Below are 15,199 nucleotides of genomic sequence, written 5' to 3'. Positions count from 1 at the left end.
CGCTTTTCGCGCAAATGACCGTACACTAAGGATTCAATGACTCAATCTTCCTTCCCTGTCACGCCCGCCCACTCCTCCCCGGCCCCGGAGGAGGCGAGCCACGACGAACTGCTCAAGCAGGCCTTCCGCCACAACTCACCGCAACCCGCTTCCCGGTTGCGCGGGGGCGAGCCCACCGTCGGCGCCCTTGACCTGGAGGAGCGCAACTCGCTGCGCCGCGTCGCGCGCGAGACCGAAGTGCGCTCCGAGGACACCCAGGACGGTTACGAGGTTGAGTACCGCAAGCTGCGCCTCGAGCAGGTCATTCTCGTCGGGGTGTGGACTGAGGGCACCACCGCCGAGGTCGAGGCGACGATGAACGAGCTCGCCGCCCTGGCGGAAACGGCCGGCGCGCGCGTGATCGACCTGCTCTACCAGAAGCGCGACCGCCCCGACCCGGGAACCTACATCGGCTCCGGCAAGGTCAAGGAGCTCAAGGGGATCGTTGAGGCCTCCGGGGCGGACACCGTCGTCTTCGACGGCGAGCTCTCCCCGGGCCAGATGGTCGCGCTCGAGGAGGCGCTGAACACCAAGGTGATCGACCGCACCATGCTCATCCTCGACATCTTTGCCCAGCACGCGAAGAGCCGGGAGGGCAAGGCCCAGGTCAGCCTCGCGCAGATGGAGTACCTCTACACCCGCACCCGCGGCTGGGGCGGCCAGCTCTCCCGCCAGGCCGGCGGCCGCGCCGGATCCAACGGCGGCGTGGGCCTGCGCGGCCCCGGTGAGACCCGCATAGAGGCGGATCGCCGCAGGCTACGCACTGAGATGGCGAAGCTGCGCCACGAGCTGCGGGACATGAAGACCGCGCGCGAGGTCAAGCGCGCCCGCAGGCAGCGTTCTACCACGCCGAAGATCGCTATCGCCGGCTACACCAACGCCGGGAAGTCCTCGCTGATCAACGCGATGACGAACGCGGGCGTCCTCGTCGAGGACGCGTTGTTTGCCACCCTGGACCCCTCGACGCGCCGCGCCCAACTCGCGGACGGGCGCAGCGTGGTGCTCACCGACACGGTCGGTTTCGTGCGCCACCTGCCCACCCAGCTCGTCGAGGCCTTCAAGTCCACCCTGGAGGAGGTCACGAACGCGGACCTTTTGCTGCACGTCGTCGACGGCTCGGACCCCTTCCCGCTGAAACAGGTCGAGGCCGTGAACACGGTGCTCTCCGACGTCACGCGCGATACCGGTGAGACGATCCCGCCCGAAATCATCGTGGTGAACAAGGTCGACCAGGCCGACCCCGTGGTGCTCGCGGAGCTGCGTCACGTCTTCGACCACGCGGGCCGCGACGTCGTCTTCGTGTCCGCGCTGACGGGCGAGGGCATCGCCGAGCTCGAGGCCGCGATCGAGATGTTCCTCAACACCGTCGACGCGCACGTGCAGATGCTCGTGCCCTTCACCCGGGGCGACATCATCAGCCGCCTCCACGAGGAGGGCACGGTGCGCTCCGAGTCCTACGACTCGCGGGGCACGCTTATCGACGTCAGACTCCCGCAGATCATTGCGGAGCAGTACGCCGAGTTTGTGGTCCGCTAACCGCGAAGCGCGTTGTCGTCGATGAAGCGGTAGTACTCGGCGTTGCCCAGATCGTCCGCCGCCTCCTCGTCAACGACGACGGTCGCGTTCGGGTGGAGCTGGAGGATGCTCGCCGGGCATGACGCCGAGACGGGCCCCTCCACGAGGCGGCGCACCGCGTCCGCCTTGGCGTGACCGGTGGCCAAGAGCAGAAGGTGCCCCGCCTCCAAGATCGTGCCGAGGCCCTGCGTGAGCACGTGCCGCGGGACGTCGTCCGCAGAGCCGAAAAAGCGCGCGTTGTCCTTGACGGTCTGGGGGTGCAGTGTGGTGAGCCGGGTGCGCGAGGCGAGCGAGCTGCCGGGCTCGTTGAAGGCCACGTGGCCGTTCGTGCCCACCCCGAGTAGCTGCACGTCAACGCCGCCGGCTTGGGCGATGCGCTCCTCGTAGTCCGCCGCGGCCGCCGCGTAATCGGGGATCGTTCCGTCGGGGGACGCCACGAGCGCGTCGTCGATATCGACGTGCGCGGTCAGCTCGCGGCGGATCGTGGCGTAGTACGACTGCTCGTGGTCGCGGGGCAGGCCGTAGTACTCGTCGAGGAGAAACGCTCGGCAGGCGGCGAAGCTGAGGCCCTCTTCGGCGTGGCGGCGGATGAGCTCGCGGTACGTCGGGGTGGGCGTGGACCCGGTTGCCAGGCCCAGGGTGGCGCCGCGGCGGATGTAGCCCGCGAGGATGTCGGCCGCAGTGGTGGCGACCTCGGCGGTGGGGCGGATAAGCACGTCCATATGAGAGGGGTCCTTTCAGGGAGTCGGGTCTTAAATATCGAGTTCGACCCCGCCCCGGATCACCCGGACGGGTCGGTGCTGCGCGTCCAGGCCAACGAGGTCGGCGCGGGCGCCAGGGGCGATGTCGCCCCTGCCGTTCGCCTCCCCGTGCCCGAGAACGCGCGCGGCGTTGGTTGAGGTAAATCGTACGGCCCTGGGTCCGTCGTGGCGGCTGACGAAGCGGGCGAACTGCTCGGCGAGGGTGGAGGTTCCCCCGGCGATGGAGCCGTTGGCGATGCGCGCGATCCCGCCGTCGACCGCCACGTCGAGGTGGCCGAGGCGGTAGCGCCCGTCGGGCATGCCCGCGGCTTCCATGGCGTCCGAGACGGCGAAGGCGTTGTTGTTGAGCACGGTGTCCACCGTGGCGTCGTGCAGGTGGACGCCGTCGGCGATGAGTTCCACCGACACCTCGCCGCGGCGCGCGGCGGCCGCGAGCGCACCCACGGGGCCCGGGTCCCGGTGGGTGAAACCGGGCATGGCGTTGAACAGGTGCGTCGCGGTGACAGTCGCCCCGCGGCCGATTGCGTAGTCGACGGCGGCGCGTGCGACGTCGTAGTCCGCGTTGGTGTGGCCCAGGCTGACGATGATGCCCTCGGCGGCGCACATATCCACGAGCTCCGCGAAGTGAGCCGTCTCAGGGGCGAGGGTCAGTGAGGCGAGCGTGCCCTCGGCGGAGTCGATGACCGCTCGCAGGAAAGCGGGGTCGCCGGGGATCACGCAGGAGGGGTCCTGCGCGCCGCACTTGGCGGGGGAGACGAAGGGGCCCTCCATGTGTATCCCGGCGATGAGCCCGGCGCGCACCAGCCCGGCCAGCAGCGCCGACTGGCGGCAGGCCTCGTCGCGGGTGGCGGAGACCAGGCTGGCCAGCAGCGTGGTGGTGCCCCGGCTGTGGTGGAATGTGGCCGCGGCGACGCATTCTTTTTCGGTCCCGGTGGGGAAGGCCCCCCGGTTGCCCCCGTGGTTGTGCAGATCGACGAAACCCGGCACCCAGGTGAGTGCCTCCCGCCCGGCCTCTCCGGGATCGATGGGGGTCACGGCTGTGATGTGGGAGTCGAACTCGATGCGCGCAGCTGCGTAGTGCTCGGTGGGGGTGATGAGCGAGCCGACGACCGAGGTGGGGCGGTGAGCGGGCATGGGGCGCCGACCCTTTCTTTGCGTCCTAAGTGCGGTGTATGACGTCTGATTTCACCCCCAACCCTAACTCTTTCGTGCACGTCGGGGTGGCTTTAAGGGGAGGCGGGGGTAATCTTGGTGGTTGGTAAAGCCGTCCTTTGGGCGGGCAAGCAGAAAGCGAAGGGAACATGATGGCCGGAGCGAGCCTCGCGATCGATATCGGGGGCACCAAGATCGCCTACGGGGTGGTAGCGGACGAGGAGCCGACGACGGTGCTCGCGCAGGGGCAGGTGGCCTCCCAGCCGGCAGGGGGGCGTATCGTCGACCAGCTCGACCTGGCGGTCAAAAGCGCCGTCGCCTCGAGCCCACGGCAGATTACGCGGGTGGGTGTGGGCTCGCCCGGGGTCGTCCTGCCGCCCGAGGGCCTCATCGTTTCGGCCGGCCCCACGATTCCTGGCTGGGCGGGCACGGACATCGCCGCGATTGTCCACCAGCACCTCGAGGCCCCCGTTTTCGCACACAATGACGTGCGTATCTGGGCCTGGGGGGAGCACCACCTCGGAGCGGGGGCGCAGCTGAGCGGGCGCGTTCTGTACCTCGCGCTCGGCACGGGCGTCGGCGGCGCGATCGTCGACGCGGGTGAACTTCTGGGCGGGCCGACGGGCACCGCCGGGGAGTTTTCGGAGCTGGTCGCCGCAGACTTCCGCGGCCTGGCTGACCGGGTGGAAAACATCGCCGCGGGCCCCTCCCTCACGCGCTACTACGACGTGCTCAGCCGACCCGAAGAGACAGGTCAGACCCGGCATATCCCCTGGTCGCCCCCCACCGATTCACGTTTCACGCTCCGGGAGGTCATCGCCCGCGCCGAAGGCGGCGACAGCCTCGCCCGAGACATCATCGAAGGAAACCTCGCCGGGCTGGGCCGTAGCATCGGCGCGGTGGTGACCGCCTTCGACCTCTCGGCCGTCGTCCTGGGCGGCGGAGTGTGCGGAATCGGCGCGGTTACAACGGACCCCATCCGCCGCGGCATTCGTGAAGCAACCCTCGCCCCCAACCGGGACGTCCCGGTGGCCACCAGTACGTTCGGCGGGTTGGCCCCCCTCGTGTGCGCGGCGGCCTTCGCCCGGGCCCACCACGCCGCGGCTGCTGACTGAAAGGAGAGACCCCATGACATTTACCTATTCGTCGAGCACGGTCGAAGCGCGGCGCGAGGAGATCATTGCCGCCCTTGAACAGCGCGTGATCGTCTCGGTGCAGGCGCCGGACGGGCACCCGATGCGCGATACCCGCACCCTGACCCGCGTCGCCGCTGCGTGTGTCGCCGGGGGATCGCCAGCGATCCGGTGCGGCGGGTATGGCGGCCTGGAGGACGTCCGAGCCATTTCCGCGGAGGTGAACGTGCCGGTCCTTGGCCTGACCAAGGAGGGCTCGGAAGGGGTGTACATCACGCCGACCCGCCGCTCCGTCGCCGAGGTCATCCGCGCCGGGGCGGCGGTGGTGTGCGCGGACGCGACTGCGCGCCCCCGCCCGGACGGGTCCACGTTCCCCGAACTCGTTGAGGTAGCTCACGGGGAGGGGGCCCCGATCATGGCGGACTGTGCCACGCCAGAAGACGTGCTCCGCGCCCACGAGGCCGGCGCGGACATCATCTCGACGACGCTCGCCGGTTACACCGCCGAGCGGGCGGCGACTGCGGGGCCCGATTTCGACGTCATAAGACGGGGGCGCGCGCTCGTCGGCTCGGATGCCTTCCTCATCGGGGAGGGGCGCTTTGCCACCCCGGCGGATGTCGCCCACGGCATCCACGCGGGTGCCAGCGCCATCATCGTCGGCACCGCGATCACGGACCCGGCGTGGATCACGGCGCGCTTCGGCTCGCTGCTGTCCTAGACGCCTGTGCTTCCCGCCGCGGCCTGTCCGATGGCCCGCCGCAGCGGGGCGTAGTGCTCGTCCACCGCGGCGTGGTAGCCAGCGACGTCGCCCGCCCGGAGGACGTCGACAATGCGCGCGTGGGTGCGGATCGTGATGTCGATGTCCGCCGGCATGGGGATACCGAGCGTGGGTAGCACCGCCATGTGGACATCCCACAGCGCCCCCGCGAGCTCCACGATCAACGTGTTCGACACCGGGGCCAGAAGGGCGCGGTGGAAAGCGCGGTCCTGCTCCGCGAAAGGTCGGCCCGCCGCGTGCTCGGCGGTCATGTCGGAAACGATCGCATAGAGCTCGGCGGCATCGCGGCTGCTCCAGGCGGCGGCGAGCTCGCCGGCGAGGCTGTGGTCGAGGGCGCTGCGCAGGTCCACGACGTCGTTCAGCGTGGCTACGGAGCGGGCGCTGTCCAGGGAGATGCGCAGGACGAGGCCCTGGATGAGCGGGTCCAGCGACATCGCCGAGACGTAGGTGCCGTGCCCGTGGCGGACCTCAACGATGTCGAGGGAGGACAGGACCTGGATGGCCTCGCGCACGGAGGTGCGGGAAAACCCCAGGGCGTCGCATAGCGCGGCCTCGCTGGGGAGTGCGTCGCCGGGGGAGAGGCGGCGAGTGCGGATGTAGTCGGTGATACCGGCTTGGGCGCGAGACGACGCGCTGGAAGGGCGGGGCACGGAGTTCTCCTTCGGGGAAAAGCAGACACATGGTGCCTGCTCGGTGTGGGGAGCGGGGGTAGCGGGGGTATATTAAAATTGCTGAAAACCACGTACGTATGACGTCATACGTCTACGATCGGGTGTAGCCAGCCTACCGGCTCACGGCCTCATCGCAACTGAAAAGCGGAAGGAAGCGCCCCATGGTCGCCCAACATCGCGCACGCACGTGCCTCGCAGGCCTTATTGGGGCCGTCGCGATTGTGCTCGCAGCATGCTCGCCCGGCCCGGATACCCCCGCGGATACCCCCTCCACCGAGGTCCGCATGGGGGCCGCCTACGAGACAACAAACTACGACCCCTCGTCGACGTCCTCCGCGCTCGCGCTGGGCACGAACTGGCACGTCGTTGAGGGTCTGTACGAGCTGCGCATGGACACGTACGAGCCGTACCCGGCGTTGGCGGCGGGAAGCCCCGAGTGGAGCTCAGAGACAGCTTTCACCGTGACGCTTCGGCAGGGCGCGAGCTTCTCCGACGGCACCCCCGTGACGGCCGAGGACGTCGTCAGCTCCTTCGAGCGCGCCATGGCGGATGGCAACGTGTACCAGCCGATGCTGAGCTTCATTGAGACGGTGGAGGCAGCCGATGAAAATACCGTGTCCTTCACGCTCACGGGGCCTTTCACCATCGCGGAGCAGCGGCTCGCCGTGGCGAAGATCGTGCCGGAGAGCGCGACGCGGGAGGAAATGACGGCCATGCCGGTGGGCACGGGCCCCTACAAGTATGAGGAGATCGGCGACACCCGCGTGACCGCCGTGCCCAACGAGCACTACACCGGCGCCTACCCGGCCCAGGCCGAGCGCCTTGTCTGGGACGTCATTAAAGACGACACGGCGAGGACCACGGCGGCCAATTCCGGCACCATCGACGTGATGGAGGCCGTGCCCGCCGATTCCGTCGACATGGTCACGGAGGCGGGCATGGAGACCGCGGAGGTCAACGGGTTCAACCTCCCGTTCATGCTCTTCAACACGAAGAAGGCCCCCTTCGACGACCCGCGGGTGCGGCAAGCATTCCTCTACGCCGTGAACACCTCCATGCTGGTGGACAACAACATGGACGGGAAAGCGGAGCCGGCGACGTCCTTTTTGCCGGAGACTCACCCCAACTACAACCGCGCGGCCAACGTCTTCGACCACGACCCGGACCGGGCCCGCCAGCTGCTCGACGAGGCCGGCGTGGCCGACCTGAACGTCACGCTGTTGACCACAGACCACCCGTGGGTGAAGGATCTCGGGCCCCAGATCCAAAACGACCTGCAGGCCATTGGCGTGGACGTGTCGCTGCAGACGGAGGCCTCTGCCTCCGTGTACGCCAACCACCTCGACGTCCAGGACGCCACCTTCGACGTCGCCATCGCCCCCGGCGACCCCTCCGTCTTCGGCAACGACCCCGCCCTGCTCATGACCTGGTGGTACGGCGACAACGTGTGGACGCAAAAGCGGACGTTCTGGCAGGAGTCTGACCCAGCTTCCTTCCAACGCCTCCAGGACATCCTCACCACCGCGACCGAGCTCGAGGGAGCGGAGCAGCAGGAGAAGTGGAACGAAGCCCTCGATCTGCTGTCCGAGGAGGTGCCACTGTACCCCCTGTTCCACCGCACGATGATTACCGCGTACGACCCTTCGGCCGTCGAAGGTTTCAGGCCCATCGGGACGACCGGATTGTGGGCGCTGACGACCGCTCCCACCAGTAACTAGCCCAGCCTTTATCCACCCACGCCAGGAGAATCCCGCGATGAATAACATCATCAGACTCGTCGGCCGAAGGCTTATCGCCCTGCCGCTCATGATCATCGGTGTGACGTTCCTCGTGTTCGTCCTCATGTCACTGTCTCCCATCGACCCCGCCTATTCCGCCCTGGGCGACTCAGCCACGCCCGAGCAGGTGGCGGCCTACCGCGAGGAAAACGGCCTCAACGACCCGTGGCTCGTCCAGTTCGGCACCTACCTGTGGGGCGTCGTGCAGGGCGACCTGGGCACGTACGGCCAGAACGCCGCCTCCGTGTCAGAGAAGGTCTTTTCGGCTCTGCCGGTGACCCTCCAACTGACATTCCTCGGCCTACTTATCGCGGTGCTCATCGCCTTCCCTCTGGGCGTCGTCTCGGCGCTGTACCGCGGGAAGTGGGCGGACCAGCTCATCCGCGTCTTGTCAATCGTGTGCATTGCCATGCCCTCGTTCTGGCTGGCAATCCTCTTGGTGCTCGCCTTCATCGGCGTGCTCCCCGTCGCCGGCGCGCTGCCCTCGCTGACCGAAGACCCGGCCGGATGGGCGGCGCGACTGCTGCTCCCCGCGATCGCGCTGGCGACGCCCGTGATCGGCCAGCTCACCCGCGTCGTTCGCACGTCCATGGTCGAGGAGCTGGACAAGGGCTACGTGCGCACCGCGATCGGTTACGGCATCCCGCAGTCCACGGTGATCTCCCGCAACGTGCTGCGCAACGCGCTGATCACGCCGGTCACCGTGCTCGGCCTGCGCATCGGCTACCTGATGGGCGGTGCCGTGGTCATCGAGATCATCTTCGCCCTGCCGGGCATGGGGCGGGTGCTTATCGACGGCATCGCCAACAACTGGGTCCAGGTCGTGCAGGGGGCAACCCTGGCAGTGGCCATCTCCTTCATCATTGTCAACATCATCGTCGATCTGCTCTACATTGCGATCGACCCGCGCATTAGGACGGTGTAGCTAGCATGCGTGACACGAAAGCTCGGAAACTTTCCAACCCCAACGTCTCATTTCGTCTGGGTGGATGGGGCCGCATGAACCTGGGGTCAAAGATCTCCCTGATTGTCCTGGTCCTCATCGCGCTCGCCGCCCTTTTCGCCCCGCTGCTCGCGCCGCACGACCCGACGGCGATCGACTTCAAGGGCCAGGCACCCGACTCGACCTACTGGTTCGGTACCGATAACCTCGGCCGCGACGTGTTCTCCCGCGTTCTCTACGGCGCCCGCTACTCGCTGGCCGTGGGGCTTTTGGCGACGTTCGTCGCGCTGATCTTCGGCGTCATCCTCGGCTCGATCGCGGCGGTAGGGCCCAAGTGGCTCTCGGAAGTTGTGATGCGCATCCTGGACGTCATCATGTCCGTCCCGGGCATTGCGCTCGTCGCCATCACCGTCGTCGTCTTCCGCGACCCGCAACGCCCCTTCTACATGCTCGGCGTGATCATCATGTCCATCGCCTTCGTGTACATCCCCCAGCTCACCCGCATCGTGAGGGCGAACGTGCTCGCGGAGTACGGCGAGGACTACGTCCGCGCCGCCGTCGTCTCGGGGGCGCGCTCGTCCTGGATCCTGGCGCGCCACGTCGCCCGCAACTGCGCGGCGCCGGTCCTGGTGTTCGCCACCGTCCTGGTCGCCGACGCCATCATCCTGGAGGCCTCCCTCACCTTCATCGGCGCCGGCCTGCAGGAGCCCGTGCCCACGTGGGGCAACATTCTGTCGTCGGCGCAGCAGGGCGTGCTGCGCGGGGACTGGTGGCAGGCGCTGTTTCCCGGTCTGGCCATCATGATCACTGTGCTGTGCCTCAACATCCTGTCCGAGGGCATCACCGACGCAATGGTTGCGGCCCCGCGGGCCAGCGCGGTACCCGCCACGCAGGCGGACGCCAAGCGCGAGGAGGACCGACTGCTGGCTAACCCGGTGGAGGCCTACGCCCAGCAGCGTGACGCGCTGGCCAGCCGGCTTGAGGCCCTGCGCGGCGTGGAAAGCCAGCGCGGGGACCGCTTCCTCCCGGCGCCCGGCACCACCCCGCTGCTGGAGGTCCAGGATCTGTGCATCCGCTTCCCCCGCCACGGCAGCGTCAACGTCGTGGATAACGTCAACTACGCGGTTGCCCCCGGCGAGACAATGGGCATCGTCGGAGAGTCCGGATGCGGTAAGTCCATCACAAACCTCGCCGTGATGGGATTGCTGGACGACGAAGCTGAGGTGACGGGGCGCATTCTGTACAAGGGCACTGACCTGCTCGCGCTGAGTAAGGACAACCACCGCGCTCTGCTGGGCCACGACATCGCCATGATCTACCAGGACGCGCTGTCGGCGCTGAACCCCTCGATGCTCATCCGCACGCAGCTGAAGCAGCTGACGAAGCGCGGCGGCACCCGCAGCGCCCGGGAGCTTTTGGAGCTCGTCGGGCTCGACCCGGAACGAACGCTCGCGTCGTACCCGCACGAACTCTCGGGCGGGCAACGCCAGCGCGTCTTGATCGCGATGGCGCTGACCCGGGACCCGGCACTCGTTATCGCCGACGAGCCCACGACGGCGCTCGACGTGACGGTGCAGAAGCAGGTCATCGAGCTGCTCAAGGAGCTGCAGGACAAGCTCGGGTTCGCGCTCGTGTTCATCTCCCACGACCTGGCGTTGGTGGCCGAGGTGGCGCACTCTGTCACCGTGATGTACGCCGGCCAGGTGGTCGAGCAGGGCTCGACGGTGGAGATCCTGACGGATCCGCGCCACGAATACACGCGCGGTCTGCTGGGCTCCGTGCTCTCCATCGAGGCGGGCGGCGATCGCCTGCACCAGGTGCCCGGCACCGTGCCCTCGCCCGCCGAATACCCGAGCGGCGACAGGTTCGCCCCGCGCTCCTCCCACCCGTCGGTGGGGTTGCAGTCGCCCCCTGTCATGCGCAATGTGCCCGGCACCAACCACTACTACGTCGACCTTCTCGACGAGCTCAAACCCGCCGCGGAGCTGGAGCGGCAGGGCAGGCTCGACAAAACCGGGCTGACGGATCAGGACTACGCGGAGTATGCCGCCTCGCTCCAGGACGAGACTGGAAAGGACTAAACGATGAACGCCACCCCTCCACATGCCACAGCGTCCGAGCCGATCATCGCGCTGGAGAACATCTCGGTGCGGTTCAAATCCCGCACGGGGCCAATCTTCAGGCCGAACTGGGTCGACGCCGTCACGGACGTCAGCTTGAGCGTCATGCCGGGCGAGACGATCGGGATCGTGGGCGAATCGGGCTGCGGAAAGTCGACGACCGCTAACGTGATGTGCGGTCTGCAGGCCCCCACGAGCGGGACGGTCCGTTTCAACGGGCGCGACGTCACCAGCCGCAGCGCCGAGGAGCGCCGGGCGATGGGGCGCGTCGTGTCCGTCGTGTTCCAGGACCCGTCGACCGCTTTGAACGGGCGTATGACGGTGAAGGAGCAGTTGCTCGACCCGCTGCGGGTGCACGACGTTGGGACCAAACAGGAACGGGAAGAAAGGGTGCACGAGCTGCTCCGCCTCGTCGGCTTGCCCGAGGCGGCCCTCGGGGCGCTGCCCGGTCAGCTCTCCGGCGGGCAACGCCAGCGTGTCGCTATCGCCCGCGCGCTGGCGCTTAACCCCGAGGTCATCATCGCCGACGAGCCGACGTCCTCCTTGGACGTGTCGGTCCGCGCCCAGATCCTCAACCTTTTCAACGACCTGAAGGCCGACCTCGGCCTGTCCATGGTGTTCATCAGCCACGACATCCAAACCGTGCGCTACATTTCGGACCGGATCTGCGTCATGCGCGGCGGCCGCATCATCGAGGAAGGCGAGGCGGCGAGGGTTTTCGCCGAGCCGCGCGACCCCTACACTCGGAAGCTGCTTTCGGCGTCGCCGTCGCTGCTCCACCCGGCCTCATAACTCTCACGAAAGGCGTCATTGCACATGCACGAATCACCCCGCGAACTCTCCGGCGTCATCCCTCCCGTCGTCATCGCCAGGCACGAGGACGGCACGCTCGATAGCGCGTCCTATCGGCGCAATCTCGAGCGGCTTATCGACGCCAATGTCCACGGCCTGTTCATCCTCGGCTCGTCGGGCGAGGGAGCGTTTGTCACGGACTCGGAGCGGCTGCACATCCTGCGCGACACAGCCGCCGTGGTGGCCGGGCGGCTGCCCGTGTTGGTCGGGTGCATCGAAACACAGACCGCGAAGGTGATCGAGGCGGTCACCACCGCCGAGGAAAACGGGGCGGACGCCGTCGTCGTGACGGCGCCCTTCTACGCCCTCGGTGGGGAGGCACAGGTGGAGCAGCACTTCCGCCTCATCCACGCCGCGACGCGGCTTCCGGTCTACGCCTACGACATCCCGGTGTGCGTCCACGCCAAGCTCGGCACCGACATGCTGATCAGGCTGGGTAAGGAGGGCGTTCTGGCCGGTGTGAAAGACTCCTCGGGCGACGACGTCGGTTTCCGTTTCCTGGCCCAGAAGAACGAGGCCGCCGGCCACCCGCTGCGGCTGTTTACCGGCCACGAGGTGGTCGTCGACGGCGCGTACCTGTCGGGTGCGGACGGCTCCGTGCCGGGCCTCGCCAACGTCGACCCAGACGCCTACGTGCGCCAGTGGGACGCGTTCCAGGCCGGGGACTGGGAGGCAGTGCGCCGCGAGCAGAACCGGCTCGCGGATCTCATGCTCATCGCCTCCCAGGCAAGCTCGGTGACGGGCTTCGGCGCCGGCGTCGGCTCGTTCAAGGTCGCGCTCAAACTCCTCGGGGTTTTCACGTCCGACAAGATGCCCGACCCGGTCCCGCAGCTCACGGATGAGGAAGTCGCGCTGATCCGCGCCGTGCTCGTTGCGGCCGGGCTGCTGGAGGGCAACGAGGAAGGCTCCGATAGCCTACGCCAGTGAGTAATTTCATTGGATGGGCCGTCCACGGCGACGGCCGGAGCGTGAGCCCGGGGTCGGTGGTGGCCCCGGACGAGCGCCTCAATTGGCCGCGCACCATTGGCATCGGCATGCAGCACGTGGTGGCCATGTTCGGCGCCACCCTTCTCGTTCCCACTCTCACCGGGTTCCCGGTGAATACCACGCTTTTGTTCTCCGGGCTGGGCACGATCATCTTTTTGCTGCTGACGCGCAACAAGGTCCCCTCCTACCTCGGCTCCTCGTTCGCGTTCATTGCCCCTCTCACAGCCTCCCAGCAGTACGGTATTGGGGCGCAGCTGGGCGGGGTTCTCGTCACGGGGCTCGCCCTCATCCTGATCGGAGGAATTGTCGGCGCGGCGGGCAAACGGGTCATCGAGGCGGTCATGCCGCCGGTGGTCACCGGGGCGATCGTCGCCCTGATCGGCTTCAATCTTGCCCCGACGGCGGTGGCGAACGTCGAAAAGCAACCGCTCATCGCGTGTGTGACTCTCGGGACAATCCTGGTTTTTACCGTGGCGACGCGCGGCATGGCGGCGCGGCTGAGCATCCTCGCCGGGGTCGTGGCCGGCTGGGTCAGCGCGGCTGTCAGCGGAGGGCTCGCGGAGGACGCCCTGGAGCAGATCTCGCAGGCACCGTGGATCGGGTTGCCGCAGTTCCACACGCCGCAGTTTCATCTCTCGGCCGTGCTTGTCACGCTGCCCGCGGTCGTCGTGCTTGTTGCGGAAAATGTCGGGCACGTCAAGGCGGTGGGGGAGATGACCGGGAAAAACCTCGACGGCTACCAGGGCCGCGCCCTCATCGGCGACGGCGTGGCCACCACGCTCGCGGGTGGATTCGGCGGCTCGGCAACAACCACCTACGCCGAGAACATCGGGGTCATGGCGGCGACGCGCGTGTACTCAACGGCTGCCTACTGGGTCGCCGCGCTTTTCGCGATCGCCCTGGCGTTCATCCCGAAGTTCGGCGCGGTGATTTTCACCATTCCCGTGGGGGTTCTGGGCGGGGCCTGCCTGGTGCTCTACGGACTCATCGGTATGCTCGGCGTCCGCATCTGGCAGGACAACCGCGTGGACTTCACCAACCCCGCTAACCTCACGGCCGCGGCGGTGGCGCTGATTGTGGGCATCGGCAACCTGTCTCTGACGGTAGGCCCGGTCCAGCTCGAGGGCATCGCGCTGGGGTCGGTGGGCATCATCGCGGTGTACCCACTGATGCGGTGGGCGTTTCGCGCCATCGGGGAGGGAAGCTACGACGGGTTTGCGCAGGCTGAGGCTACGCGCCGCTCACAACGACGAGTTCGATCCCGTGATTTTCGAACTCGGTGAGCAATGAGGTGGGTGCGGCGTCGTCGATGATGAGCACGTCGATGTCCGCCAGGCCGGCGAAGCTCACCAGGTAGTCCGTCCCTAGCTTTGTCGCATCGCACAGCACCACTACCTTGCGGGCGTTGGTCATCATCGCCGCCTTGACCGCAGCTTCCTGCGGGTCCGCCGAGGACAGGCCGTGGTCGACGGTCAGGGCGTTGGTGCCGATGAAGGCGACGTCGGCGGTCATGAGCGCAAGGGTACGAAGCGGCGTGTCGCCGACAACGGCCTGGGAGAGGGCGCGCACGGTGCCGCCCAGCAGCTGCACGTTGGTCATCCCCTCGCCCGACAGCTCCAATGCGACGGGCAGCGAGCGGGTCACGATGGGCCACGACGTCGTCCGGGGGTCATCGACAAGCAGGGTGGCCAGGCTGCTGATTGTCGACCCGGAGTCGAGGAAGATTCCGTCTTCGGAAGAGTCCGGCAGGTAGTCGAGGGCGGCGCGGGCAATCGCGGTCTTCGCCGCGGAAGCGGAGCGGTAGCGGGCATCGAGCGGCATTTCGGCGGTGAGGAAGGACTGGCTGGCCACCGCGCCCCCGTGGACCCGGTGGACGCTGCCCTCCCTGCTTAGGGCGGCGAGGTCGCGCCGGATAGTTTCGGCGGTGACGTTAAAGCGCTCGGCGAGCTCGGTGACGCTGACCCGGCCTTCAATGGCCGTCAGCGACGCGATCTGCCGTTTGCGTTCTTCTGCGTGCATGCGTTGCCTCCGAGCGCATCAAAAGTTCGGGCGCGACCGGACCGGGCGCGCCCCTCGGGTGGGAGCGGGCGGCCTAGCCGTCGAGATTGGATGCAATAAGTTCGGCGATCTTCTCCACGGCCTCGGCGTTGGCGGAGGTGACGGTCACCTCGTCTCCGAACTCCGCCCCCATAGCCATGATCATCAGCGAGGAGGCGGCGTCCGCGCCGTCCTCGTCGTCTTCGCCGACCAGGGTCAGGGTGATGTCCTCGTCGTACTCTCCCGCCGCTTCGGCGATGACGGACGCGGGGCGTGCGTGGAGCCCAACGGTGGAACCGACTTTCACGGTTGTAGAGGCCATGGTGGGAAACCTTTCTGCTTGAAGTTTCACGTCTGCGACGTACCCCGCCCA

Annotated in this window: 14 protein-coding genes; 9 read left to right on the top strand and 5 right to left on the bottom strand. The window is 67.7% G+C overall.

All coding sequences use genetic code 11. The features are described from left to right. The first annotated feature begins 36 nt into the window (after positions 1 to 36). On the top strand, positions 37 to 1,575 hold the full coding sequence (hflX, locus tag CAURIS_RS06740) for a GTPase HflX (RefSeq protein WP_290341167.1): 1,539 nt from the start codon (positions 37 to 39) through the stop codon (positions 1,573 to 1,575). Here hflX and nagB read toward each other — a convergent pair. Both nagB and CAURIS_RS06730 read right to left on the bottom strand, forming a co-directional pair. Then, the gene (gene nagB / locus CAURIS_RS06735) at positions 1,572 to 2,336 is read right to left on the bottom strand and encodes a glucosamine-6-phosphate deaminase (RefSeq protein ID WP_290341165.1); all 765 of its coding nucleotides are present in this window, start codon (positions 2,334 to 2,336) and stop codon (positions 1,572 to 1,574) included. The genes hflX and nagB overlap by 4 nt on opposite strands. 30 nt (positions 2,337 to 2,366) lie before the next feature. Beyond that, a complete protein-coding gene (locus CAURIS_RS06730) occupies positions 2,367 to 3,509 on the bottom strand; it encodes an N-acetylglucosamine-6-phosphate deacetylase (protein ID WP_290341164.1) in 1,143 nt (380 codons plus the stop codon). A 170-nt stretch (positions 3,510 to 3,679) separates the two neighbouring features. On the opposite strand from CAURIS_RS06730, the gene CAURIS_RS06725 reads away from it, so the two are divergent. Beyond that, complete coding sequence (locus CAURIS_RS06725) at positions 3,680 to 4,642, top strand: ROK family protein (protein WP_290341162.1); 963 nt, start codon at positions 3,680 to 3,682, stop codon at positions 4,640 to 4,642. 13 nt (positions 4,643 to 4,655) lie between these two features. After that, positions 4,656 to 5,378 (top strand): N-acetylmannosamine-6-phosphate 2-epimerase, encoded by a 723-nt coding sequence (locus tag CAURIS_RS06720; protein ID WP_290341160.1) that lies wholly within the window; start codon positions 4,656 to 4,658, stop codon positions 5,376 to 5,378. Here the strand turns inward: CAURIS_RS06720 and CAURIS_RS06715 are convergent. Then, a complete protein-coding gene (locus tag CAURIS_RS06715; RefSeq protein ID WP_290341159.1) occupies positions 5,375 to 6,088 on the bottom strand; it encodes a FadR/GntR family transcriptional regulator in 714 nt (237 codons plus the stop codon). The genes CAURIS_RS06720 and CAURIS_RS06715 overlap by 4 nt on opposite strands. 182 nt (positions 6,089 to 6,270) lie before the next feature. Between CAURIS_RS06715 and CAURIS_RS06710 the strand changes: the two genes are divergently transcribed. Genes CAURIS_RS06710 through CAURIS_RS06685 form a run of 6 tightly spaced genes read left to right on the top strand, consistent with a single transcriptional unit; the run spans position 6,271 to position 14,072 of the window. Further along, on the top strand, positions 6,271 to 7,827 hold the full coding sequence (locus CAURIS_RS06710; protein ID WP_290341157.1) for an ABC transporter substrate-binding protein: 1,557 nt from the start codon (positions 6,271 to 6,273) through the stop codon (positions 7,825 to 7,827). A 37-nt stretch (positions 7,828 to 7,864) separates the two neighbouring features. Further along, on the top strand, positions 7,865 to 8,812 hold the full coding sequence (locus tag CAURIS_RS06705; RefSeq protein ID WP_290341155.1) for an ABC transporter permease: 948 nt from the start codon (positions 7,865 to 7,867) through the stop codon (positions 8,810 to 8,812). A gap of 5 nt (positions 8,813 to 8,817) precedes the next feature. Further along, positions 8,818 to 10,911, top strand: a complete 2,094-nt coding sequence (locus tag CAURIS_RS06700) for a dipeptide/oligopeptide/nickel ABC transporter permease/ATP-binding protein (RefSeq protein WP_435383991.1) — start codon at positions 8,818 to 8,820, stop codon at positions 10,909 to 10,911. A gap of 3 nt (positions 10,912 to 10,914) precedes the next feature. Then, positions 10,915 to 11,742, top strand: a complete 828-nt coding sequence (locus tag CAURIS_RS06695) for an ABC transporter ATP-binding protein (protein WP_290341151.1) — start codon at positions 10,915 to 10,917, stop codon at positions 11,740 to 11,742. Positions 11,743 to 11,766: 24 nt separating this feature from the next. Further along, positions 11,767 to 12,729, top strand: coding sequence for a dihydrodipicolinate synthase family protein (locus CAURIS_RS06690; protein WP_290341149.1), 963 nt, complete (start codon positions 11,767 to 11,769; stop codon positions 12,727 to 12,729). Beyond that, a complete protein-coding gene (locus CAURIS_RS06685) occupies positions 12,726 to 14,072 on the top strand; it encodes a uracil-xanthine permease family protein (protein WP_290341147.1) in 1,347 nt (448 codons plus the stop codon). Before CAURIS_RS06690 ends, CAURIS_RS06685 begins: the two co-directional genes overlap by 4 nt. On the opposite strand, the gene CAURIS_RS06680 is transcribed toward CAURIS_RS06685, so the two are convergent. Both CAURIS_RS06680 and CAURIS_RS06675 read right to left on the bottom strand, forming a co-directional pair. Beyond that, positions 14,020 to 14,808, bottom strand: coding sequence for a DeoR/GlpR family DNA-binding transcription regulator (locus CAURIS_RS06680; protein WP_290341144.1), 789 nt, complete (start codon positions 14,806 to 14,808; stop codon positions 14,020 to 14,022). The genes CAURIS_RS06685 and CAURIS_RS06680 overlap by 53 nt on opposite strands. A 73-nt stretch (positions 14,809 to 14,881) precedes the next feature. Beyond that, positions 14,882 to 15,148, bottom strand: coding sequence for an HPr family phosphocarrier protein (locus CAURIS_RS06675; protein ID WP_290341141.1), 267 nt, complete (start codon positions 15,146 to 15,148; stop codon positions 14,882 to 14,884). Between the last annotated feature and the right edge of the window lie 51 nt (positions 15,149 to 15,199).

Source organism: Corynebacterium auris (genome assembly GCF_030408575.1).
Classification (GTDB): Bacteria; Actinomycetota; Actinomycetes; order Mycobacteriales; family Mycobacteriaceae; genus Corynebacterium; species Corynebacterium auris.
Note: the sequence above shows the minus strand (reverse complement) of the source record. Positions and strands in the feature narration are given on the sequence as shown.